We start from the raw sequence: 20,731 nt of genomic DNA on the forward strand, positions 1-20,731 counted from the left end.
CTGTCTGCAAGTACTCAACATTTTAGAAGCATATTTGGTGTACAACAAATGTTGTGCTTGGCGATTATTAGCAATCGCTTCACAGATTAGTTGTGCTTCTTCTTTATGCAATGCGATTACTTTCATATTTCAATGACAATATCAATATCAAAAATCAAATTTTAATGCTTCTATCAGTAAAGACGAGTATTGTTTTTAATTGGTTGTATCTTTTTTTAAAACTTTTAAAAATCAAATTTTAATCGCTTCTATTTCTATAGACGAGAATGATTTAAAAAAGGTTGTATGTTTATTAAAACCCCAAAATAAAAATTCCAAATTCCAATTTTGCTTCTATTTGTTTAGACAATTATTGTTTTAATATGGTAAAAAATCCACTGATTACTAGTAACTGAACACTGCAAACTAGAATTATATCTTTCTATTAATAACGTAGTTTACCATTAAAACAAGGGAATCTTTATATATAGATTCAGGAAAATCTTTGATAAGAAGAAGTGCTTCTTGTTGAAATTGTATCATTTTATGTTCGGCATAAGATAAACCACCCTGATTTTTTACGAAGGCAATTACTTCTTTTACTCTTTTTTTATCTTTATTGTGATTTTTTATGGAATTAATCACCCAACTTTTTTCTTTTGAAGAACAGTTATTTAGCGTGTAAATGAGCGGCAAAGTCATTTTTTGTTCTTTGATGTCAATGCCTGTTGGTTTTCCGATGGCATCTTCTGTGTAATCAAATAAATCATCTTTTATTTGAAATGCCATTCCGATTAATTCGCCAAATTTTCGCATTTTTTCAATTGTTTTCGATTTATCTGGCGCAACTGCACAAGCACCAAGCGAACAACAAGCAGCTATTAGTGTGGCTGTTTTTTGTCGAATAATTTCGTAATAAATGTCTTCTGTAATGTCTAATTTTCTGGCTTTTTCTATTTGAAGTAATTCGCCTTCACTCATTTCTCTTACGGCTACAGAAATTATTTTTAGTAAGTCAAAATCGTTATTATCTATAGAAAGTAGTAGTCCTTTAGAAAGTAAAAAATCACCTACTAAAACAGCAATTTTATTTTTCCAAAGCGCGTTTATGGAGAAAAATCCGCGTCTTTTATTGCTGTCGTCCACTACATCATCATGCACTAAAGTGGCTGTGTGAATTAATTCAATAACCGATGCGCCTCTGTAGGTTCGATCATTTACAGTGCCGCCTGAAACCATTTTTGCTGTTAAGAACACAAACATTGGTCGCATTTGCTTCCCTTTTCGGTTGACAATATAATGCGTAATACGATTTAATAATGCGACTTTTGAAGACATCGCCAATTGAAACTTTTTCTCGAAAAGTTCCATCTCGTAGGCTATGGGTTCTTTTATTTGCTCGGTTATTTTCATTTCCTCAAAGATACTACACATTAAAGGATTAGAAAAATATTTTTTATATATTAAACCTTTTTAGTATTTTTGTGTCTAATACATTGAACTTTAAAATTATAGATATGAAAAAATTAATTAAATTTTTATTTCCAATAGTAGTATTGGCCGCTTTTACAGCTTGTGAAAAAGATACGGAAACGACACAAGAAACGCTTACTTCAGATGACGCTATAGTAAATGCGAAAATTGATATGGCAAGTGATGACATTTCAAATATTGCAGATCAATTATTTGACAATGTTGATGGAAGTACTATTTCTTATAGAGGTATAAACAATGACAATTCTGTGTTTTCAAATTGTGCTACAATTACAAGAGTGCCAGCTTTTGGAACGGTTATCACTCCAGGAACTCAAGTAACAAAAACCATTGATTTTGGCACAACAGGATGTACGTTGAATAATGGGAACATAGTTAAAGGTAAAATTATTATTAGTTTTGTTTTTCAACCAACAGCGGTTTCTTATACGGTAACTTATACATTTGATAATTTTTATCACAACAATATTAAATTTGTTGGAACAAAAACATTTACTCGTTCATTAACTGCTGCTACAGCAACAGCTGCACCACATCCTATCGTAGTTATGTTATTGGATATGACAATTACAATGCCAAACGGAGATGTGTATACACGTGTAGGAACAAGAACAAGAGAATTAGTGGAAGGATTTAATACACTAATGGTTTTCGCAGATAATATTTATAAAATAACAGGAAACTGGACTACTACGAATGCAAACGGAACGGTACAAACAGCAACAATTACTACGCCATTAAGAGCTAGAATGAGTTGTTTAGCAGTAAATAAACCTTTATTGGTTTTAGGAGTTATTACTTTTGTTAAAAATGGAGTAACCGCTACTTTAGATTACGGAAACGGAGATTGTGATAATGCAGCCGTATTTACAATCAACGGAACTTCATATACAATTACTATTGGTAATTAATTGATAGAGCACATATTCATAAAAAAAGAGAAGCATTTGCTTCTCTTTTTTTATGATTTATTAGCAAGTTGACCACAAGCGGCATCTATATCTTTTCCTCTGCTTTTTCTTACTTTTACAACAATATTGTTTTTTTCTAAAGCAGCAATATAGTCTTTTGTAGCTTGTTCGCCGGCTTGTTGAAAATCCCCATCATCAATAGCATTATATTCAATTAAGTTGACTTTACAAGGTACATATTTGCAAAATTTTACTAACGCATCAATAGAGGCTTTGTCGTCATTAATACCTTTCCAAACTACATATTCATAGGTGATTTTGCTTTTTGTTTTGGCGTACCAATATTCTAATGATTCACGTAATTCGGTTAATGGAAAACTTTTAGTAAACGGCATAATTTCGTTTCGAGTAGCTTCAATAGCAGAATGTAAAGAAACTGCTAAATTAAATTTTACGGCATCATCTGCCATTTTTTTAATCATTTTAGAAACTCCCGAAGTAGAAACCGTAATTCGTTTTGGCGACATGCCTAATCCTTCGTTTGATGTAATCATGTCAATCGCTTTCATTACATTTGGGTAATTCATCAATGGTTCACCCATTCCCATAAAAACAATATTCGAAAGTGGCCTGTCGTAATACAGTTTACTCTCGTTATCAATAGCTACTACTTGGTCGTAAATTTCACCAGGTGTTAAATTTCTCATTCGTTTTAATCGGGCAGTAGCGCAAAAATTACAATCTAAACTACATCCTACCTGACTTGATACGCAAGCAGTTGTTCTCGTTTTTGTTGGAATCAGGACGCTTTCAACAATTAAATCATCGTGTAAACGCACCGCATTTTTTACGGTTCCGTCTTCGCTACGTTGCATCGTATCCACTTTTACATGATTAATTACGAAATTAGCTTCTAACATCACGCGAGTTGCTTTCGAAACATTGGTCATGCTTTCAAATGAATGCGCACTTTTACTCCACAACCATTCATAAATTTGATTGCCACGAAAAGCTTTATCGCCATTAGTAACAAAAAAATCTCTTAATTGCTCTTTAGATAAAGCGCGTATGTCTTTTTTTTCTGCTTGCATACGGCAAAAGTACTACTAATGTGCCAATTAATCAATTTTCAATATGCCAATTTAATGAAACGATGATTTTATTAATTTTAGAAATTTCTTTAATCTGGGTTTAAAACAATTGAATTTGTACTTTTGTACTTCGAAATTTAAAACAGTTATGCACTTTATATCAGAAGATTTAGAAAATTACGTAGCCACTCATTCGCAACAAGAACCAGAATTATTGGTGCAATTGAATAAAGAAACCCACCAGAAAATTTTGCAACCACGAATGTTAAGTGGTCATTTTCAAGGTAGATTTTTAAGTATGTTATCTAAAATAATTAATCCAAAAACTATTTTAGAAATTGGAACCTATACAGGCTATGCTGCTTTATGTTTGGCAGAAGGTTTACAAGAAAACGGTACGTTAGATACCATTGATATAAATGAAGAGTTAGAAGAAATTCAAAAAAAATATTTTGACTTATCTGACTATTCCAATCAAATTGTTCAACATATTGGCGATGCAATTGAAATTATTCCAACATTAAACAAAAAATTTGATTTGGTTTTTATAGATGCAGATAAAGAAAATTATATTAATTATTTTCATTTGATTGTACCATTGATGAATAAGGGCGGTATAATTTTGTCTGACAATGTATTGTGGAGTGGAAAGGTTTTAGAGGAAGTAAAAGCAAACGACAAAAGTACACAGATTTTACTTGATTATAATAAAATTATTAATGAGGATAGTCGTGTAGAAACGGTTTTATTGCCTATCCGTGATGGCTTGACGGTTACTCGCGTGTTGTAGGTTTGTTAAGATAGGATTTGTAGGCGATAGCAAGAAGTATCATTTGAAAAGGCATCAAATATCGAGAACAATTTATTGGACCCGAAACTAAAACATAATATATAAATAAAATGAAGAAGTAATAAAATAAATAATTTTGTTTTTCCGTAATAACGGCTTTGAAAAAATAAAATAATTTAATTAAGTTGAATATAAAAATTGGTAGTAAAATTAAAATTAGTATATTCTTTTTATTTTTTATTAAATGGTTTAGAGGTTTATTTCCGTTTAAAATTTCTAAAAATCCTTGCTTGCCATCTTCTTCATTAAAGAAGGTCATTAAATCAAATCTGCCTGGATCAAAAACACCTCTTATTGCAGTCAAAAAATGATATTTCGAATAGTCAAAAAAATCATTTTTTATTTCTTTTGATGCTATTTCTTTTAAATAAATATTTTGGTTTTTAAAACTCTGATTTGTGTATTTTTCATCTTCGTATACAGATTTTAGCCATTTTTCAGCTTCTGATTTACCATTTTTAGAAGATTTAAAATAATAGATATTATAATTTATTAAAATATGATTTTCAATTGATGAAAAGTGCTTATATCCAGTCGCTTTTTCATTTAAATTTAAATAAAATTGTAAAATTAAGATTGGAAAAAACAACCAAAAACTAAAAATTTTCTTTCTGTAAAAGTAAAAAGCAAAAAACAATAAATTAAAATATATAAAAGGATAAAAAATTGGTTTAACAAATGCAATTAGTAATGTGATAATTTGAATGTATGCAAAACTCTTTAAATTAAAAGGTGTAATTAATAAAAGAAATAAAACATTTAAACAAATCATTACCAACCATTCGGACATTATTAGTTGTGAATAAATAAATATTGAAGGTGTAAGTAATAAAAATAATACAATTTTATAATTTATTTTTATTTTAAATCGAATTAAAGTTTTGAAAAATAAATATACATTTATTAACGATAGGACACTTTGAATTAAAATAATGATTACAGGTTTAAAAGCTACAAATGGAGCTAAAAAAAGTGGATAAATAAAAGGTCTACGTGTAAACAGTTCTGCGTCGTGTTCGTAGTCAAAAGATGAAAAAGAATTTATGAATTTCGCAATTTCTAAATAATCATAGGAATCTGATAAAAAGTAAATTTTAGAAAAATATCGTAGTAAAAAAAACAAAAAGAAACATAAAGCTATTAAAGTAAATGTTTTTTTTTCTTGAGAATTAAATTCTTTAAGGAGTAACATTTATTTTAATTTAAGTATCAAAATAGAATAAAATCTATAAAATATAAACCCCGTTAAACTTCCAAATACATATCCTGAAATAATATCTAAAGGAAAATGAAGTCCTAGATAAATTCGGCTATAAGCAAAAATTAAAGGATACAGAAAAATCAAGTAGCTATAATTGTAATATTTTCTAAGAATTAAAAACACAAACATCATTGCTGCTGTTGAATTTGATGCGTGTCCAGAAAAATAACTAAAGGTGTCGCTGTCTTTTACTACTCTAATTAAGCCTGCTAATGTATCATCATTACAAGGGCGAATACGTTGTATTGAAAATTTAATTACATCTGTAATTTCATTAGTAAACGTAATTAAGGCAGCTAGAATTAGAATAGCTATTCCTAATTTTTTTGTTCCTAATTTTTTATATAAAATAAAGAGTAAAATTAAAAAAAATGGAATCCAATTGATTTGTTTGGTGATTAATAGCCAGATGTCATCAAAAGGAGTAGAGCCCAAATTATTAAGAAATACAAATAATTTTTTATCTAAATGTATTAGGTAATCCAGCATTACATTTGACGTTTTATAGGTCCTGTAGCGTTTTCAATATCTTCTTTTATTTCGGTAATGGGATTTGTAAATTCAGTTGGACTAATTGCTTTTGTCATACTTTCTTTTGCACTTGCAATTTCATCGGATATACCACCTGTTAAACTTCGCATATCTAAACCATTATCTTCAGCACCTTTTTGAATTTCGTGCTTAATTTCGTTGGTAGCGTTTTTTAATTGTGCCATACCTTTACCTAATGCTCTTGCAATTTCTGGAATTTTATCTGATCCAAAAAGCATTAGAATTACAATTAAAATAAAAAATATTTCGCCTCCGCCAATACCAAACATAGTTTTGTGTTTTATGAATTACAAATGTAGTAAAACTTAGTGTTTTTTTAGTTAAAAAATAAAAACCATTAAGAAATTAAGTTTCATTAAGTCTATAACAATCTTAATTATCTTACTACCTTAATGGTTTAAAAGTATTTTCAATCTGTTTATTTCAAAATAGTTTATTTCTTTTCTATTTGTTCAAATTTATCAACAACGGCTTCTTTTGGCCAAGTATTATTGGTAACGTCAATATCTGCTGTTTCTAATTTTGGATCTAATTGAATTTTAACTACTTTTTTTTCTGTTGCAAAAACACGTTTTGCATTAGTATTGTTTCTCCTCCAAATTTGAACCGGAAATTTATGTGTTTCTGAAGTACCATCTTCAAATTGCAATTCTGCAATAATTGGCATCATTAAACTTCCTGGTTTGTCAAACTCTACTTCGTAGAAATATTTTGGATTTTTTAGAGCGGCTTTTTCTTCAGCATTATAATTTTTGTTTAAATAGTCATTTAAAGCCATCACTTTTTCTGTTTCAAGCGCTGTTTTTGATTCTGGCTTTAATTCTGTACTTTCACTATTCACTAAATAAATCATTGGTCCGCTGTTTGGCATTCTTCTACCTCTTCTATTCACAGCTGCAGCAGCTTCTTTTGAAGCATCTTCAGTTACATAAAATTGTTTTACATTTTTGATACCTAAATCCACTACATCAGTAGAGTAGAACCAGCCTTTCCAAAACCAATCTAAATCAACTGCAGACGCATCTTCCATTGTTCTAAAAAAGTCTTCTGGTGTAGGATGTTTAAATTTCCAACGGTTGGCATACGTTTTAAATGCGTGGTCAAATAATTCGTGTCCCATAATCGTTTCACGCAAAATATTCAATCCTGTTGCAGGTTTTCCGTAAGCATTTGCACCAAAATTGTACACCACATCTCCGTGACTCATAATTGGTTCTAAAAACTGTTGGTTTCCTTTCATATAAGGCACTATTGATTTTGCTGGACCTCTATCTGCTGGGAAATTTTTATCAAATTCTTGTTCGGTTAAATATTCTAAAAATGTATTTAAACCTTCGTCCATCCAAGTCCATTGTCTTTCGTCAGAATTTACAATCATTGGAAAAAAGTTGTGTCCTACTTCGTGAATAATAACCCCTAACATTCCGTATTTTACTCGGTCGCTAATTTTTCCATTTTCATCTGGACGACCATAATTCCAACAAATCATTGGGTATTCCATTCCTTGGTCTTCAGCAGAAACTGAAATTGCTTTTGGATAAGGATATTCGAATGTATATTTTGAATAGGTTTTCAATGTGTGCGCTACAGCTTTTGTAGATAAGTTTTCCCATAACGGATTGGCTTCTTTTGGATACATAGAAATGGCCATAGGTTTGCTATTTCCAACTTGAACCGCCATCGCATCTAAAATAAATTTACGAGAAGTTGAAAACGCAAAATCTCTTACATTTTCAGCTTTTAAATGCCACGTTTTTTTAGTAGTTGCGAAGCTTTTTTCTGCAGCAGTTGCTTCCGCTTGAGTAACAATTATTACAGGCTTATCAAAAGAATTTTCGGCTAATTGCCATCTTTTTTCTTGTTCTGCAGTATAGACTTCACTTCTGTTTTGTAAAACTCCAGTTCCATCTAAAATATGATCTGCTGGAACGGTAATTTTAACATCGTAATTTCCAAAAGTTAAAGCAAATTCACTTCTTCCCCAAAATTGCATATTTTGCCAACCTTCAACATCATTATACACACACATTCTTGGGTAAAATTGTGCAATAACATAAATTTTATTTCCATCAGGAAACACTTCATATCCAGAACGACCATTTCCGCCATCTTTCATATAATCGTTAATATTGTACCACCATTTGATTGAAAAAACTACTTTTTCCCCTTTTTTAAGTGGCTTTGGCAAATCGATACGCATCATAGTATTATTAACGGTATATTTCATTCCGTTGCCTTTTTCATCTTTCACGTATTCTAAGTTAAATCCGCCATCAAAACCTTTGCCCATATATGTTTTGGCGAAGTTTTCAGCTGAGGTAGCTTGTGGCATCGTTTGAGAATCAATTAAAGGTGTTTGTGAGTCTCTTCTGGCGATGTTTTGATCCAATTGCACCCATAAATAATCTAAAGATTCTGGTGCGTTATTATAATACGTAACGGTTTCACTACCATACATTCTGGAAAGTTTGTCGTCTAATTCTAAATTAATTTTATAATCTGCACGTTGTTGGTAATAGGCCGGACCTGGTGCACCAGAAGCCGTACGAAACATATTAGGCGTCGCCATTTCGGCATACATTTGACTAAATTTATTAATGTCGGTATGTCCTTGAGGTTCTTTTTTAGTTTCTTCTTTTTTGACTTCTTGTGCGAAAGCAGTAAATGACGCAAAAATTAAGAATACAATTAGATGTAGCTTTTTCATAATTATTTATATTTCAGTTTTTGGTTGGTTTCTGTATTAGTAAACAAAAGTGTTTTTTTGTTACTATTTAAGTTCAAATGTACTAAATTTTGTTGTTCTTTAAAAATATCGGATAAAACGGTATTGGTAATTTCTAAATCTTTAATGTTGTCTTTAAAAGGAATTTTCAAATAGCAAATTACAATATTATCTTCTTGTTCTTTGGTTAAAAATTGTAGTGATTGACTTTTATTATTGATTTTAATTTTTAATTTTTCGGATAAATAATTAGCAATTAAAGTATTGGCTTCTGCAATTTCATCTTTTGTAGTGATGTAAATATGTTTGTTGTGTTTTTTATATAATGCTTTTTCTAAATCATCAATAAATAAACGTGCTGTAATTTGAACTGCTTTTTTTTCTTTAAAATAATCAATCTGAAAAACCCCAACATAAAACTTATGGAAAGTAAAAGCACTTAAAAATGAAAATAATATTACCAGTAAGCTTAACTTTATTTTATTCATTTTTTTTAGGTTCTATTTCAGTTTCTGGTACAGAATTTTCTTCTGTACTTTTTTCTGGTTCAACTGGTTTTGGATAATAGGGTTGTAAATTTTTCAATTTCAAAAAATCAACTGCAAGCGCGCTCATTCGAAATGAAATAAGCGTTTTGTTTTTTGCTTTAGCCGCGTTTTTTAATTCTTCATCTTCTACAATATAAAAAACAAATCCTTGAACATATTCTTCAGGAATGTGTAATTGATTCATAATGTATTCGGAATCAAAGTTACTATTTATTTTATATTGTAAAAATTCTTTTCTTTCTACTTCTAATTCTGCTTTTAATTGTTTGGTTCTGCCAGAAATAGCGTTTAATAATGGATCAATACTGAATGCAGTGTTTAAGCCAAATTGACCATTTAAATCTCCTGCGGTTTTCAAACGTCTTTCTGCAGGCGTGTATTTTTTTTGCCCTTTTGGCACTAAACCTAAAGATTCTGCAGTGATATCATCGGCATTTGTAACCATAATTTCTTTTATATGACGGGTATAAATGTCTAATTTTATAAAAAGTAAATCTTTGCCAAAATCTTTTTTTGTAATGATGTGTTTTTTGCCAACTAAATGAATGGCGCTAAACATTATGGTGTCGTTTACTTTTGCTTTTATTTTAAAATAGCCGCCGTTTCCAGAAATTGTATTAATTTTGTTTGAAATATTTACAATTGTAATGCCTTCATTGTCGTTTGTTTCCACAATGATTTTTCCCTTAATTATAGAATCGTTTTGTGAAACTACCATTTGGGAGAGAAAAAGTAAAAATATTTGTATGTATTTTTTAATAGTAGACAGAATTAATTTTTTGTAAAAATAATAGAACAAAATTACAATCGGTATAAAATTTTGTTAAGAATGAAGTAAATTTATTATAATATATGAAAAAGGCGCTTATTGCAAGTACATCGACTGTTTTTGGAGGTACTTTTTTAGATTATTTATTACCAACTTTAACAGAACATTTTGCATCTGTTTCAAATTTAGTATTTATCCCCTTTGCAAGACCAGGAGGAATTTCTCACAATGAATATACGGAAAAAGTCAAACCGTTTTTTAAACAATTAAATATTGAAGTAAAAGGAATTCATCAGTTTGAAAATCCAATTGAAGCGATACAAAACGCAGAAGCCATTTTTACTGGTGGAGGAAATACGTTTGTTTTAGTAGATATGTTGTACAAGTATAATATATTAGATGCTATTCAGAAAGCGGTTGAAAGCGGAACGCCCTATTTAGGAACAAGCGCAGGAAGTAATATTTGTGGTTTAACTATGAATACGACCAATGATATGCCGATTTTGTATCCGCCGAGTTTTAGAACGTTAGGATTGGTTTCTTTTAATTTAAATCCACATTATTTAGATCCAATTGAAGGTTCTCGACATATGGGAGAAACGAGAGAAACGAGAATAAAAGAATTTCATCAGTATAATCCGCAATCTGTTTTAGGATTAAGAGAAGGAAGTTGGTTAGAAGTATTAGGAAATAAAATTACATTAAAAGGTGATTTGCCTGCACGACTTTTTCAGCAAGGTAAAGAACCAATTGAAATTGAAACAGGAACGGATTTAAGTAACTTAAAATAAAAAAGCCTCAAAAAATTTGAGGCTTTAGAGCGAAAGACGAGGGTCGAACTCGCGACATTCAGCTTGGAAGGCTGACGCTCTACCAACTGAGCTACTTTCGCATGGTAGAATTTTAAAATTCAATAAGTTTTAGAGCGAAAGACGAGGGTCGAACTCGCGACATTCAGCTTGGAAGGCTGACGCTCTACCAACTGAGCTACTTTCGCATTTTATTTTGGTGAGTGCAAATATAATATGAAAAACTGATTAATTGCAAGTTTTTTAATAAAAATAATAAAAATTTTAAATAACACACTTGTAAATTATTAATTTATAATGCTTTATGAATAAAATTACGATTAATAAAATCAACTATTTAGATACTTTTCCAGTTAGAAGTGCCGTCTTAAGACAAGGAAAACCTATTGAGACCTGCTTTTTTTTAGGTGATGATGCTGTTGGGACTACACATTTTGGTTTATATAATGAAAATAATATAATAGGAGTAGCTTCTGTTTTTACATCAAATAATGAAAATTTCGACATAAAAAATCAATTTCAATTGCGTGGAATGGCAATTTTAGAGGAGTACCAAAGTACTGGTTTTGGAAAGTTGTTAATTGAAAAGATTTTTAATTTTATTGAATCAACTCAAGTCGAATTGCTTTGGTTTAACGCTCGAGAATCGGCAGTACCTTTTTATGAAAAATTAGGATGTACTAAAAAAGGCGCTTCGTTTGAAATTCCTGAGATTGGCACACATTTTTTAATGTATAAATGTTTTGATGTTTAATTTGGAATCATTTTTGCTTTTGAGTTATAATGCCAGTATTTTTTGGTAAATTTGAAAAATTTTTAATTGAATGAAAAAGTTTTTTCTATTCAGTGTAGTATTAATTATTGTTATTATTGTGTCTTTCAAACTCAGTAAGGATGATGAATTTGTTGTAAGCGAAGATTATTACGATACCATCAGAAAAATCACCATACATGCCATTCCTGAAGATGTATTGTCGGATAAATCCGACAGTATTAAAAGTATTTATGCTGCATTTGGCAATCATGAAATATGGGTAGATGCGGAAAATAGAGAAGATTTAATCGTACAAATAGAAAAATCAAAACAAGAAGGATTAAACCCTCAAGATTTTAATATCAATAAAATATTTCAATTAGAAGTTAGGTTAGATTCGTTAACTTTAGATGAAAAATTAGCCTATGATATTTTATTAACTCAATCCTATGATAAACTTTGTAATCAGTATTATAGAGGAAAATTAAATCCTGATGAGGTATATGAAAATTGGGATTTGTTTGATAAACCACTTTCTATGGCAAACCATTTGAAAGCAGCTATTTCTTCAAAAAAAATAGCATCTTCAATAAAAAATTTATTACCAAATCATCCAATTTATAGTTCGTTAAAAGAGGCATTAGTTCTTATAGATAAAATGCCAGAAAGTAATTTCGATTCGTTAAAAAAAACGATAAAATTAAAATATAATGATACTTCAATTGAAGTTAAAGAAATTAAAAAGCGATTGGTATATTGGAAAGATTTAGACGAAAATAATACAAATTACTCTACAATTTATGATCGTTCAATGTTTGAAGCCGTAAAAAAATTTCAAGCAAGACATGGTTTATTAGCAGATGGAGTTATTGGTTACGGTACCATTAAAGCTTTAAATTATAATGTAGCAACCCGTCGTTCACAAATTTTAGCCAATTTAGAACGTTGGCGCTGGTTTTCAAGAGATTTTGGTGAGCAATACTTATTAATAAATTTGCCGGAATATACATTGCATTTTATCAAGAATCAGGATACTTTAGCTACACATAAAATTGTTTGTGGGAAACCAAAAAGGATGACACCAATTTTAGATTCGAAGTTGTCTAATTTTGTTTTTAATCCGACTTGGACGGTTCCGCCAACAATAATTAAAGAAGATTTATCAGTAGAAGCGGCAGCAAATAGAAGTTATTTTACCAGAAATAGAATTCTAATTTATAATGCAAAAAACAATATTGTTTCTCCATCAAATTGGAATCCGGCAAAAGCTACAAGTTATAGGTATGTTCAAAATCATGGGTACAATAATTCGCTAGGTGTTGTGAAATTTAATTTTCCTAACCATCACTCCGTGTATTTACATGATACCAATCACAGAGATTATTTCGATTTGTCATATAGAGCATTAAGTTCGGGGTGTGTTCGGGTACAAAATCCGTTAGATTTGGCTAAAAAAATTCTAATAAAACAAGACAACGAAAGATGGGCAAACGGAAATGAAATCGATACTATAATTAAAAAAAATAAAGCACCTTATTACATAAAAATAAAAGAACCAACCTACGTACATTTATTATATTGGACAAGTTGGTTAAACGCTTCGGGTTTTCAATTTAGAGACGATATGTACGACTTAGATAAAAAATTGTACGATAAATTAAGAAACTAATTTAGATTTATTAACGTACATTCTTGTAGGATGATAAATAAATAGCACCGATTTATTTTTTATAGTTTGAATTAATTTTGGAGCAATTGCTGTTGCTACAGCGGGACAACCTTGACTTCTGCCTAAGTACCCTTGTTTATTTGCTAATTTTTTAGAAACATATTCAGCGCCATGTATTACGACAGCTCTTTCCCTTGCTTTGTCGTTAAGTCCAAATTCTAAACCGTCTAATTTTAACGAAATACCATGTTTTCCAATATAGGTTTCACCGGTTAAATAAAAACCTAAGCTACTTTTATTAGATTCATTTTGGTTAGAAAACGATTTTGCAAATTCTTTTCCAGATTTTATACCGTGAGAAACTAATGTTTGTAAAATTACTTTTTTGTTAACCATATCAATTACCCACATTCTGTCTTTTGTAGAAGACAAAGAGAAATCAATAATTGTTAATATGTTGTTTTTAATTTTCCCTTGCGCTTCTAAAGCCGTGTACCCTTCAAATGCTTTTGTGAAAATTTCTAATTCGGGTAACGAAAATCCTTCAGTTTGAATGTCACAATATAATAATTCTGATTTTTCTTTAATATTATCAGCCTCATTTTTCACCATAGCAATTGGATTTGCAACATTTATTGCAAATTCATTGGTATTAAAAGTTGATTTTATTAGGCTCAATTTAACTGTAAAGCTTAACAAAAACACTAAAAAAAGGAATGGCAAAAATTTATAATTCATTGTTTATCTTGTTGTTACAATTAACTGCAGATGCACAAATATAATTGTAATTTTGAATAAAAAAAATAAATTAGTGTTTTTTAACGATATTTTTTAACGTTTTGCCGATAATATGGTTTTTATGATTGTAGAAATTTTTTAAACAGGCACTATTTATATAAATTTCAAAAATTAACATTTGATGATGAAACAAATTTGGCAATAGTTATACTAATCATTTTTATTTACAAAATATTTTATGAAGCTTTTTCAAATTTTTAGTATATTCTTTTTATTTCAACTGTCATCTTTCGCTCAAGAAATGGTAACAACAAACTCATTTTCTTCAGTGAAAAATAAAAAGGAAATTAGTACCATAAAAATTAAAAATCAAATAAAAATTGATGCTACTCTTAATGAAGAAGATTGGAAAAACGTACCAGTAGCAAAAAACTTTGTTATGTTTAACCAAGAAAATGGAAAACCAGAATTACCAGAACTGCGTACAGAAGTAAAAGTAGTGTACGATGATGATGCAATTTATGTAGGAGCAATTTTATATGATAATGAACCCGGTAAAATTTTAAAAGAAATTTCAGAAAGAGATGATATACGTGCAGCGGATTTTTTTGGAGTTTTTATCAATGGTTTCAATGATGGTCAGCAAGAATTTAGTTTTTTTGTAAGTGCTTCTGATGGACAAATGGATTTAGTAAGAACTACTGAAAATGAAGACACTTCGTGGGATGCTATATGGGAAAGTAAAGCTAAAATTACAGATATTGGTTGGGTTGTTGAAATGAAAATTCCGTATGCCGCACTTCGTTTTTCAAAAGAAGAGAAACAAACTTGGGGTATAAACTTTTTTAGAGAAGTAAGAAGAAACCGACAAATGTTTACTTGGAATCCTGTAGATAATAGCAAGGGATCGTTTACGCAACAAGCGGGAATTTTAAAAGGTATTGAAAAAATTAATACACCAACGCGTTTGTTTTTAATTCCATACTCTTCTTTTTATTTAAATAGTTTAGGTAAAGAAAAAACATTCGGAACCATAAAAGGCGGGTTAGATTTAAAATACGGATTGACCGACGCATTTACATTAGATATGGTTTTGATTCCTGATTTTGGTCAAACCAGATTTGATAATAAAATTTTGAATTTAGGGCCTTTTGAACAAATATTAAATGAAAACAGACCATTTTTTACAGAAGGAACCGATTTATTTAATAAAGGCGGATTGTTTTATTCAAGAAGAATTGGGCAACGCGCTAGTAAATATCCAGAAATTTCAGAAACGGAAGAAGTTTTAGATTTTCCAAACACAATTGATTTGGTCAATGCCGTTAAAGTTTCAGGTCGAACTAAAGAAGGATTAGGCGTTGGTTTTTTAAATACAGTTACTAAAAAAACAGATGTAGTTATTCGAGATGTAAATACTGGAAATATCAGAACAGAAACCGTTGAACCTATTGCCAATTATAATGTATTAGTTTTAGATCAGCGTTTTAATGGAAATTCTTCTGTATCATTAATTAATACAAACGTAACTCGAAATGGAAACTTTAGAGATGCTAATGTTACCGCTACAACTTTCGATTTAAATACCAAAAAGAATACCTTCAATTTAAATGGTGCCCTAAAATATAGTTATGTAAATAATTATGCCAATTTGCAGAATAAAAATGGTATTATGGCTAATTTAGGATTTGGTGAAACCTCTGGAAAATTGAGATTTTCGGTTTTTGGAGAATATGTTTCAAAGGAATATGACAATAATGATTTAGGTGTTAATTTTCAAACCAATTATTATTCCATTAGTGCTAATGCGAATTACAGACTACTACAATCCACAGAAAAATTAAACTCATTTAGGATAAATTTTAATACGTATGTGCAATTTGATAAAGCGACGAACTACCTCCAAGAGCAAAATTTTAATATCAATTTAAATTTATCCAATAAAAAAAATCATTCCGCAGGTTTAGGTGTCGATTTAAATCCGTTTGAAAGATATAATTTTTACAATCCACAAGCTGAAGGCAGATTTGTGATTTTTCCAAAATATTATGGTATGTGGGGTTTTGTTTCGACCAACTACAACAATAAATTCGCGTTTGACATCAATCCGAATATTGGTATTACAGAAACTAAAGGTTGGTGGTATTGGGGTATTGATGTGAGTCCGAGATATCGTTTTAATGATAAATTCACTTTAATTTATAGAAATAATTTCTTCAATGAATACCAAGATTTAGGTCGCGTAGATCGAGTAGGAAATGATATTATTTTCGCAAAAAGAGACAATCAAACCTTAGAAACGAGTTTAGAAGGAAAATATTCTATAACTGCAAAAATGAATTTTGGATTAAAACTAAGACATTATTGGTCGTTTTCTGAAAACAACTCCTACTATAAATTGTTAGAAAATGGTTATACTGAAGCGTATACTTACACAGATAATGCCAATCAAAATTTAAATTTATGGAACTTTGATTTGTCTTATAGTTGGTGGTTTGCACCTGGAAGTCAAATGTCATTTTTATTCCGAAATAATTCTGGTATTTTTGAAAACATGATAGATAAAAATTTAGTTAATAATATCAAGAAAGTGTTTAATCATGAAGATTTAAATCATACATTTTCTATCAGTATTCGATATTTTATTGATTATAATCAAGCCAAAAATGCTCTAAAATAATACTATTATTTTTCTACAATTAAATTAAGAAAACCTTTTCGTTACTAACTTTTTTGAGTCGGCGTTTAAAAAATCAGTAACTTCGTAACTTAAATACAACACTGATGAACAAAAAAGTAATTTTAATGATTTTAGATGGTTGGGGACATTCTCCAGACCCTAAAGTTTCAGCCATAGATAATGCCAATACACCATTTATAGATTCGTTATATAAAAACTATCCAAATGCCGAATTGCGTACAGATGGACTTCACGTAGGTTTACCCGAAGGTCAAATGGGAAATTCAGAAGTAGGTCATATGAATTTAGGTGCAGGTCGTATTGTATACCAAGATTTAGCTAAAATTAATTTAGCAGTTAAAAACCATACATTAAAAAACGAAAAACCTTTACTTGATGCGTTTAATTACGCAAAGTCAAATCATAAAAACGTTCATTTTTTAGGGTTGGTTTCAGATGGCGGCGTGCATTCTCATACATCACATTTGCGAGGCTTAATTGAAGCAGCTCAGGAAAATGGTGTAACAAATATGTTTGTTCATGCTTTTACAGATGGGCGAGATGTAGATCCAAAATCTGGAAAAAAATATATACAAGATTTACAAAATTTTCTATCGAATACTCCGGCTAAATTAGCATCAGTAATTGGTAGATATTACGCAATGGATAGAGACAAACGTTGGGAACGTGTAAAATTAGCATATGATTTGTTAGTGAAAGGAATTGGTGAAAAATCATCAAATTTCGCAGAAAGTATTCAAAAAAGTTATGATGAAAACGTAACAGATGAATTTATTCAGCCTTTATTTTCTGAAGAAGGACAAGTTATTCAGCCTGAAGATGTAGTAATTTTCTTTAATTTCCGTACGGATAGAGGAAGAGAATTAACCGAGGCGCTTTCGCAAACCGATTTTCATGAACAAAATATGCACAAATTACCATTGTATTATGTTACGTTAACCAATTATGACGACACCTATACTAATGTACACGTTATTTATGATAAAGATAATATTACTGAAACCTTAGGAGAAGTACTTTCCAAATCAGGAAAAAAACAAATCAGAATTGCAGAAACAGAGAAATATCCACACGTAACTTTTTTCTTTTCTGGTGGAAGAGAGGAACCGTTTGATGGAGAATCTCGAATATTAAAAAACTCCCCAAAAGTAGCCACTTACGATTTACAACCCGAAATGAGTGCTTTCGAATTGAAAGATGCTTTAGTACCTGAATTACAAAAAGGAGAAGTTGATTTTGTGTGTTTAAATTTCGCAAATGGCGATATGGTTGGTCACACAGGAAGTATGTCAGCAGCTATAAAAGCATGTGAAGCCGTTGATGTTTGCGTAAAAGAAATTATAGAAACAGCTTTAGCAAATCAGTACACTACAATCGTAATTGCAGATCACGGAAATTGCGAAACCATGATAAATCCAGATGGTTCGCCAAATACGGCACATACAACCAATCCAGTACCTGTAATTTTAGTAGATAACGATAAAATACAAATTCAATCAGGCGTTTTAGGAGATGTTGCCCCAACAATTTTAGACTTAATGGGAATTCCTCAGCCAGAAGCCATGACGCAACATTCGTTGTTGTTAAAATAAATAAAAAACCCTTCAAGATTTTTAAATTTTAGAAGGGTTTAATAAATTATAATAATCCGAAAATCCGCATACTTATATTAAAAATCAGATCCTGTAAACAAGTTCTGATTTACTTCATCTATATAAGTCAAAATTTCTTCTTTACCTAAAGCACTCTCGGCTGATGTAATAAAATATTGTGGCATTTCTGCCCAATCGTTGGCTAATAAATTTTTCTTATACGCTTCCACGTGTTTGTGAATATGCGTTTTTCCTAATTTGTCTGCTTTTGTAAAAACAATACAAAACGGAATTTCACTTTCGCCCAAATATTCAATAAATTCCGTATCAATTTTTTGTGGTTCGTGTCTAATATCTACCAAAACAAACGCACAAATAAGTTGTTCTCTACTTTCGAAATAATCAGTAATAAATTGTTGAAATTTTGCTTTTGTGGTTTTTGAAACTTTGGCGTATCCATAACCAGGTAGATCTACTAAATGCCAGTTTTTGTTAATTAAAAAATGGTTGATTAATTGGGTTTTACCAGGTCTTCCAGAAGTTTTAGCAAGGTTTTTATGGTTAGTAATCATATTAATTAACGATGATTTTCCAACATTAGATCGTCCAATAAAAGCATATTCTGGAATTCTGTCTTTTGGACATTTTTCCACTTCGGAATTACTAACTACAAATTCGGCGGTATTAATTTTCATTTAATAAGTTATTTGATTCGGATAATAATAATGGTAAATCTTTCATAATTATCTTCCAAATTAAAATATCGTCAACACTATCATAGGCATGTATTACTTTATTTCGCAAGTCAACTATAGTTCTAGAATAAGATATTTTTATTTTTGGGTTTATTTTTAAAAGTTTAGACATAGCTTCTCCAATTATTTCTAATTCTCTTTCTACGGCTCTTCTTTTAGTTTTGCTTGCTAGATATTCCTCTAAAATTCTTCGATTTTCCAAATGCTCATCAATAGAAATAATACAATCAACAATGTCCAAAAGTAATTTTTTTTCTTCTCTAGTCGTCATATAATTTGAAATTTACTTTCGTTTATACTTTCAATCAGGTATTTATTTTTTAATGTTTTTTCAGCTACTAATTCTATTGGTTTTTGTAATAAAACTTCCAATTCGTTTAAGAGACTAAAATAGTTTAAAGCATACGTTTCGTAATCTAAATCATCATAGAAACTAAATAAAAAATCAACATCACTTTTTGCGTGATGGTTGTTTTTTGTCATACTCCCAAAAATATAAGCACTTTTTGCGTTGTATTTTGCAAATATTGATTTTATATTTTCTAAATTATTTTCAATAGATTTTTCCATAATTTATAATTTTTTCTCGCTAAGCCAATTAAATAACAAATCATTAAATTGATCTGGTTCTTCCATCATAGCGGCATGACCACATTTGTCTATCCAATATAATTCAGAATTTGGAAGCAGTTTTTTAAATTCTTCAGCTACTTCTGGCGGCGTTACTTTATCTTGTTTTCCCCAAATAATACAAGTTGGCACATGCATTTTTGGTAAATCTTTAGCCATATTATGACGAATGGCGCTTTTGGCAATAGTTAAAGTTTTTAACAATTTAATTCGGTCGTTTACGGTAGCAAAAACTTCATCAATAATTTCTTTTGTTGCCACTTCAGGCTTATAAAATACGTCTTCCGCTTTTTTTCTAATGTATTCATAATCTCCACGTTTAGGGTAACTTTCTCCCATGGCGCTTTCGTATAATCCCGAACTTCCAGTAATTACTAATCCTCTAACTAATTCAGGATATTGTTTCGTAAAATACAAACCAATATGTCCACCTAACGAATTTCCTACCAAAATTACACGTTCTAATCCTTTGAAAACAATAAAGTCTTTAACATATCTGGCAAATGCTTTCACATTAGTTTTTAATAAACTTTGCGTATAAATCGGCAATTCAGGAATAATTACTTTGTATCCTTTACTTGGAAAAAAATTAGCCACTCCGTCAAAATTACTTAAGCCGCCCATCAAACCATGTAACACAATTATTGGTGTGCCTTCACCTGATTCAAAATACGTATATTTTTTTTCTTTCTTTATCATAAAAACGTCTTCGTGTTCAACTATCTAATACGTACAAAAATACATTTTTTTTTCACATTTTTTTCATAATTCAGATTATTAAATTGTTTCCAAGCTAAAACTCTAATTTTCAATTTGTTTTGAAAATTAATACTGGAATTTTTAATGTTTTTTCAACAATTTATTTAATCGTTAAAAACTTAAATTCTTTGTAATTATCAGTAT

20 protein-coding genes and 2 tRNA genes are annotated in these 20,731 nt (G+C 30.1%); 7 read left to right on the top strand and 15 right to left on the bottom strand.

The features are described 5' to 3' along the window. Positions 1-411: 411 nt before the first annotated feature. The gene (locus KA468_RS01790; protein ID WP_291241238.1) at positions 412-1,392 is read right to left on the bottom strand and encodes a polyprenyl synthetase family protein; all 981 of its coding nucleotides are present in this window, start codon (positions 1,390-1,392) and stop codon (positions 412-414) included. A 104-nt stretch (positions 1,393-1,496) separates the two neighbouring features. Between KA468_RS01790 and KA468_RS01795 the strand changes: the two genes are divergently transcribed. Next, positions 1,497-2,384 carry a hypothetical protein gene (locus tag KA468_RS01795; RefSeq protein WP_291241239.1) on the top strand — a complete coding sequence of 296 codons (888 nt, stop codon included), beginning with the start codon at positions 1,497-1,499 and terminating at the stop codon, positions 2,382-2,384. Between the two features lie 50 nt (positions 2,385-2,434). Here the strand turns inward: KA468_RS01795 and rlmN are convergent, their stop codons facing one another. Continuing rightward, positions 2,435-3,475: a 23S rRNA (adenine(2503)-C(2))-methyltransferase RlmN gene (gene rlmN / locus KA468_RS01800; RefSeq protein ID WP_291241240.1), complete on the bottom strand. Its 1,041-nt coding sequence runs from the start codon at positions 3,473-3,475 to the stop codon at positions 2,435-2,437. Positions 3,476-3,623: 148 nt separating this feature from the next. On the opposite strand from rlmN, the gene KA468_RS01805 reads away from it, so the two are divergent. Continuing rightward, a complete protein-coding gene (locus KA468_RS01805; protein WP_291241241.1) occupies positions 3,624-4,265 on the top strand; it encodes an O-methyltransferase in 642 nt (213 codons plus the stop codon). On the opposite strand, the gene KA468_RS01810 is transcribed toward KA468_RS01805, so the two are convergent. The 6 genes from KA468_RS01810 to KA468_RS01835 all read right to left on the bottom strand — a co-directional run bounded on the left by KA468_RS01810 (position 4,249) and on the right by KA468_RS01835 (position 10,129). Continuing rightward, positions 4,249-5,517: a hypothetical protein gene (locus tag KA468_RS01810; RefSeq protein ID WP_291241242.1), complete on the bottom strand. Its 1,269-nt coding sequence runs from the start codon at positions 5,515-5,517 to the stop codon at positions 4,249-4,251. The two genes, KA468_RS01805 and KA468_RS01810, sit on opposite strands and share 17 nt — an antisense overlap. Next, positions 5,518-6,075 (bottom strand): phosphatase PAP2 family protein, encoded by a 558-nt coding sequence (locus KA468_RS01815; protein WP_291241243.1) that lies wholly within the window; start codon positions 6,073-6,075, stop codon positions 5,518-5,520. Next, positions 6,075-6,407, bottom strand: coding sequence for a twin-arginine translocase TatA/TatE family subunit (locus KA468_RS01820; protein ID WP_291241244.1), 333 nt, complete (start codon positions 6,405-6,407; stop codon positions 6,075-6,077). The genes KA468_RS01815 and KA468_RS01820 overlap by 1 nt, the downstream gene beginning before the upstream one ends. A 164-nt stretch (positions 6,408-6,571) precedes the next feature. Further along, positions 6,572-8,845, bottom strand: a complete 2,274-nt coding sequence (locus tag KA468_RS01825) for a M1 family metallopeptidase (protein WP_291241245.1) — start codon at positions 8,843-8,845, stop codon at positions 6,572-6,574. Between the two features lie 2 nt (positions 8,846-8,847). After that, positions 8,848-9,351: a DUF6702 family protein gene (locus tag KA468_RS01830; RefSeq protein WP_291241246.1), complete on the bottom strand. Its 504-nt coding sequence runs from the start codon at positions 9,349-9,351 to the stop codon at positions 8,848-8,850. Continuing rightward, positions 9,344-10,129: a hypothetical protein gene (locus KA468_RS01835; protein ID WP_291241247.1), complete on the bottom strand. Its 786-nt coding sequence runs from the start codon at positions 10,127-10,129 to the stop codon at positions 9,344-9,346. Before KA468_RS01835 ends, KA468_RS01830 begins: the two co-directional genes overlap by 8 nt. Before the next feature lie 134 nt (positions 10,130-10,263). Between KA468_RS01835 and pepE the strand changes: the two genes are divergently transcribed. Continuing rightward, complete coding sequence (gene pepE, locus KA468_RS01840; RefSeq protein ID WP_291241248.1) at positions 10,264-10,971, top strand: dipeptidase PepE; 708 nt, start codon at positions 10,264-10,266, stop codon at positions 10,969-10,971. 28 nt (positions 10,972-10,999) lie between these two features. On the opposite strand, the gene KA468_RS01845 is transcribed toward pepE, so the two are convergent. Together KA468_RS01845 and KA468_RS01850 are read right to left on the bottom strand one after the other, a co-directional pair. Further along, a tRNA-Gly gene (locus tag KA468_RS01845) sits at positions 11,000-11,072 on the bottom strand. 32 nt (positions 11,073-11,104) lie between these two features. Then, positions 11,105-11,177: transfer RNA gene (locus KA468_RS01850), tRNA-Gly, on the bottom strand. Positions 11,178-11,293: 116 nt separating this feature from the next. Here KA468_RS01850 and KA468_RS01855 point away from each other — a divergent pair. Together KA468_RS01855 and KA468_RS01860 are read left to right on the top strand one after the other, a co-directional pair. After that, positions 11,294-11,743 (top strand): GNAT family N-acetyltransferase, encoded by a 450-nt coding sequence (locus tag KA468_RS01855; protein ID WP_291241249.1) that lies wholly within the window; start codon positions 11,294-11,296, stop codon positions 11,741-11,743. Between the two features lie 70 nt (positions 11,744-11,813). Then, positions 11,814-13,412: a L,D-transpeptidase family protein gene (locus KA468_RS01860; RefSeq protein WP_291241250.1), complete on the top strand. Its 1,599-nt coding sequence runs from the start codon at positions 11,814-11,816 to the stop codon at positions 13,410-13,412. Here KA468_RS01860 and KA468_RS01865 read toward each other — a convergent pair. Then, complete coding sequence (locus KA468_RS01865) at positions 13,401-14,090, bottom strand: murein L,D-transpeptidase catalytic domain family protein (protein WP_366933110.1); 690 nt, start codon at positions 14,088-14,090, stop codon at positions 13,401-13,403. The genes KA468_RS01860 and KA468_RS01865 overlap by 12 nt on opposite strands. 298 nt (positions 14,091-14,388) lie before the next feature. Here KA468_RS01865 and KA468_RS01870 point away from each other — a divergent pair, with 298 nt between their 5' ends. Continuing rightward, entirely contained in the window at positions 14,389-16,830 is a 2,442-nt protein-coding gene (locus KA468_RS01870; RefSeq protein ID WP_291241252.1) for a DUF5916 domain-containing protein, read from the top strand. A gap of 104 nt (positions 16,831-16,934) precedes the next feature. After that, positions 16,935-18,443 carry a 2,3-bisphosphoglycerate-independent phosphoglycerate mutase gene (gpmI, locus tag KA468_RS01875; protein ID WP_291241253.1) on the top strand — a complete coding sequence of 503 codons (1,509 nt, stop codon included), beginning with the start codon at positions 16,935-16,937 and terminating at the stop codon, positions 18,441-18,443. A gap of 77 nt (positions 18,444-18,520) precedes the next feature. Here the strand turns inward: gpmI and yihA are convergent, their stop codons facing one another. Genes yihA through KA468_RS01895 form a run of 4 tightly spaced genes read right to left on the bottom strand, consistent with a single transcriptional unit; the run spans position 18,521 to position 20,527 of the window. After that, positions 18,521-19,138, bottom strand: a complete 618-nt coding sequence (yihA, locus tag KA468_RS01880) for a ribosome biogenesis GTP-binding protein YihA/YsxC (protein WP_291241254.1) — start codon at positions 19,136-19,138, stop codon at positions 18,521-18,523. Further along, positions 19,128-19,469, bottom strand: a complete 342-nt coding sequence (locus KA468_RS01885) for a HepT-like ribonuclease domain-containing protein (RefSeq protein ID WP_291241255.1) — start codon at positions 19,467-19,469, stop codon at positions 19,128-19,130. The genes yihA and KA468_RS01885 overlap by 11 nt, the downstream gene beginning before the upstream one ends. After that, complete coding sequence (locus KA468_RS01890; protein WP_291241256.1) at positions 19,466-19,768, bottom strand: nucleotidyltransferase domain-containing protein; 303 nt, start codon at positions 19,766-19,768, stop codon at positions 19,466-19,468. The genes KA468_RS01885 and KA468_RS01890 overlap by 4 nt, the downstream gene beginning before the upstream one ends. Positions 19,769-19,771: 3 nt before the next feature. Continuing rightward, on the bottom strand, positions 19,772-20,527 hold the full coding sequence (locus tag KA468_RS01895; RefSeq protein ID WP_291241257.1) for an alpha/beta hydrolase: 756 nt from the start codon (positions 20,525-20,527) through the stop codon (positions 19,772-19,774). Positions 20,528-20,731 lie beyond the last annotated feature (204 nt).

This window comes from Flavobacterium sp. (genome assembly GCF_017985075.1).
Lineage (GTDB): Bacteria > Bacteroidota > Bacteroidia > Flavobacteriales > Flavobacteriaceae > Flavobacterium.

Excerpts from the sequence above, each read along its gene's own strand:
- KA468_RS01790 (WP_291241238.1), bottom strand. The coding sequence starts at position 1,392 with ATGAAAATAACCGAGCAAATAAAAGAACCCATAGCCTACGAGATGGAA.
- KA468_RS01795 (WP_291241239.1), top strand. The coding sequence starts at position 1,497 with ATGAAAAAATTAATTAAATTTTTATTTCCAATAGTAGTATTGGCCGCT.
- rlmN (WP_291241240.1), bottom strand. The coding sequence starts at position 3,475 with ATGCAAGCAGAAAAAAAAGACATACGCGCTTTATCTAAAGAGCAATTA.
- KA468_RS01805 (WP_291241241.1), top strand. The coding sequence starts at position 3,624 with ATGCACTTTATATCAGAAGATTTAGAAAATTACGTAGCCACTCATTCG.
- KA468_RS01810 (WP_291241242.1), bottom strand. The coding sequence starts at position 5,517 with ATGTTACTCCTTAAAGAATTTAATTCTCAAGAAAAAAAAACATTTACT.
- KA468_RS01815 (WP_291241243.1), bottom strand. The coding sequence starts at position 6,075 with ATGCTGGATTACCTAATACATTTAGATAAAAAATTATTTGTATTTCTT.
- KA468_RS01820 (WP_291241244.1), bottom strand. The coding sequence starts at position 6,407 with ATGTTTGGTATTGGCGGAGGCGAAATATTTTTTATTTTAATTGTAATT.
- KA468_RS01825 (WP_291241245.1), bottom strand. The coding sequence starts at position 8,845 with ATGAAAAAGCTACATCTAATTGTATTCTTAATTTTTGCGTCATTTACT.
- KA468_RS01830 (WP_291241246.1), bottom strand. The coding sequence starts at position 9,351 with ATGAATAAAATAAAGTTAAGCTTACTGGTAATATTATTTTCATTTTTA.
- KA468_RS01835 (WP_291241247.1), bottom strand. The coding sequence starts at position 10,129 with ATGGTAGTTTCACAAAACGATTCTATAATTAAGGGAAAAATCATTGTG.
- pepE (WP_291241248.1), top strand. The coding sequence starts at position 10,264 with ATGAAAAAGGCGCTTATTGCAAGTACATCGACTGTTTTTGGAGGTACT.
- KA468_RS01855 (WP_291241249.1), top strand. The coding sequence starts at position 11,294 with ATGAATAAAATTACGATTAATAAAATCAACTATTTAGATACTTTTCCA.
- KA468_RS01860 (WP_291241250.1), top strand. The coding sequence starts at position 11,814 with ATGAAAAAGTTTTTTCTATTCAGTGTAGTATTAATTATTGTTATTATT.
- KA468_RS01870 (WP_291241252.1), top strand. The coding sequence starts at position 14,389 with ATGAAGCTTTTTCAAATTTTTAGTATATTCTTTTTATTTCAACTGTCA.
- gpmI (WP_291241253.1), top strand. The coding sequence starts at position 16,935 with ATGAACAAAAAAGTAATTTTAATGATTTTAGATGGTTGGGGACATTCT.
- yihA (WP_291241254.1), bottom strand. The coding sequence starts at position 19,138 with ATGAAAATTAATACCGCCGAATTTGTAGTTAGTAATTCCGAAGTGGAA.
- KA468_RS01885 (WP_291241255.1), bottom strand. The coding sequence starts at position 19,469 with ATGACGACTAGAGAAGAAAAAAAATTACTTTTGGACATTGTTGATTGT.
- KA468_RS01890 (WP_291241256.1), bottom strand. The coding sequence starts at position 19,768 with ATGGAAAAATCTATTGAAAATAATTTAGAAAATATAAAATCAATATTT.
- KA468_RS01895 (WP_291241257.1), bottom strand. The coding sequence starts at position 20,527 with ATGATAAAGAAAGAAAAAAAATATACGTATTTTGAATCAGGTGAAGGC.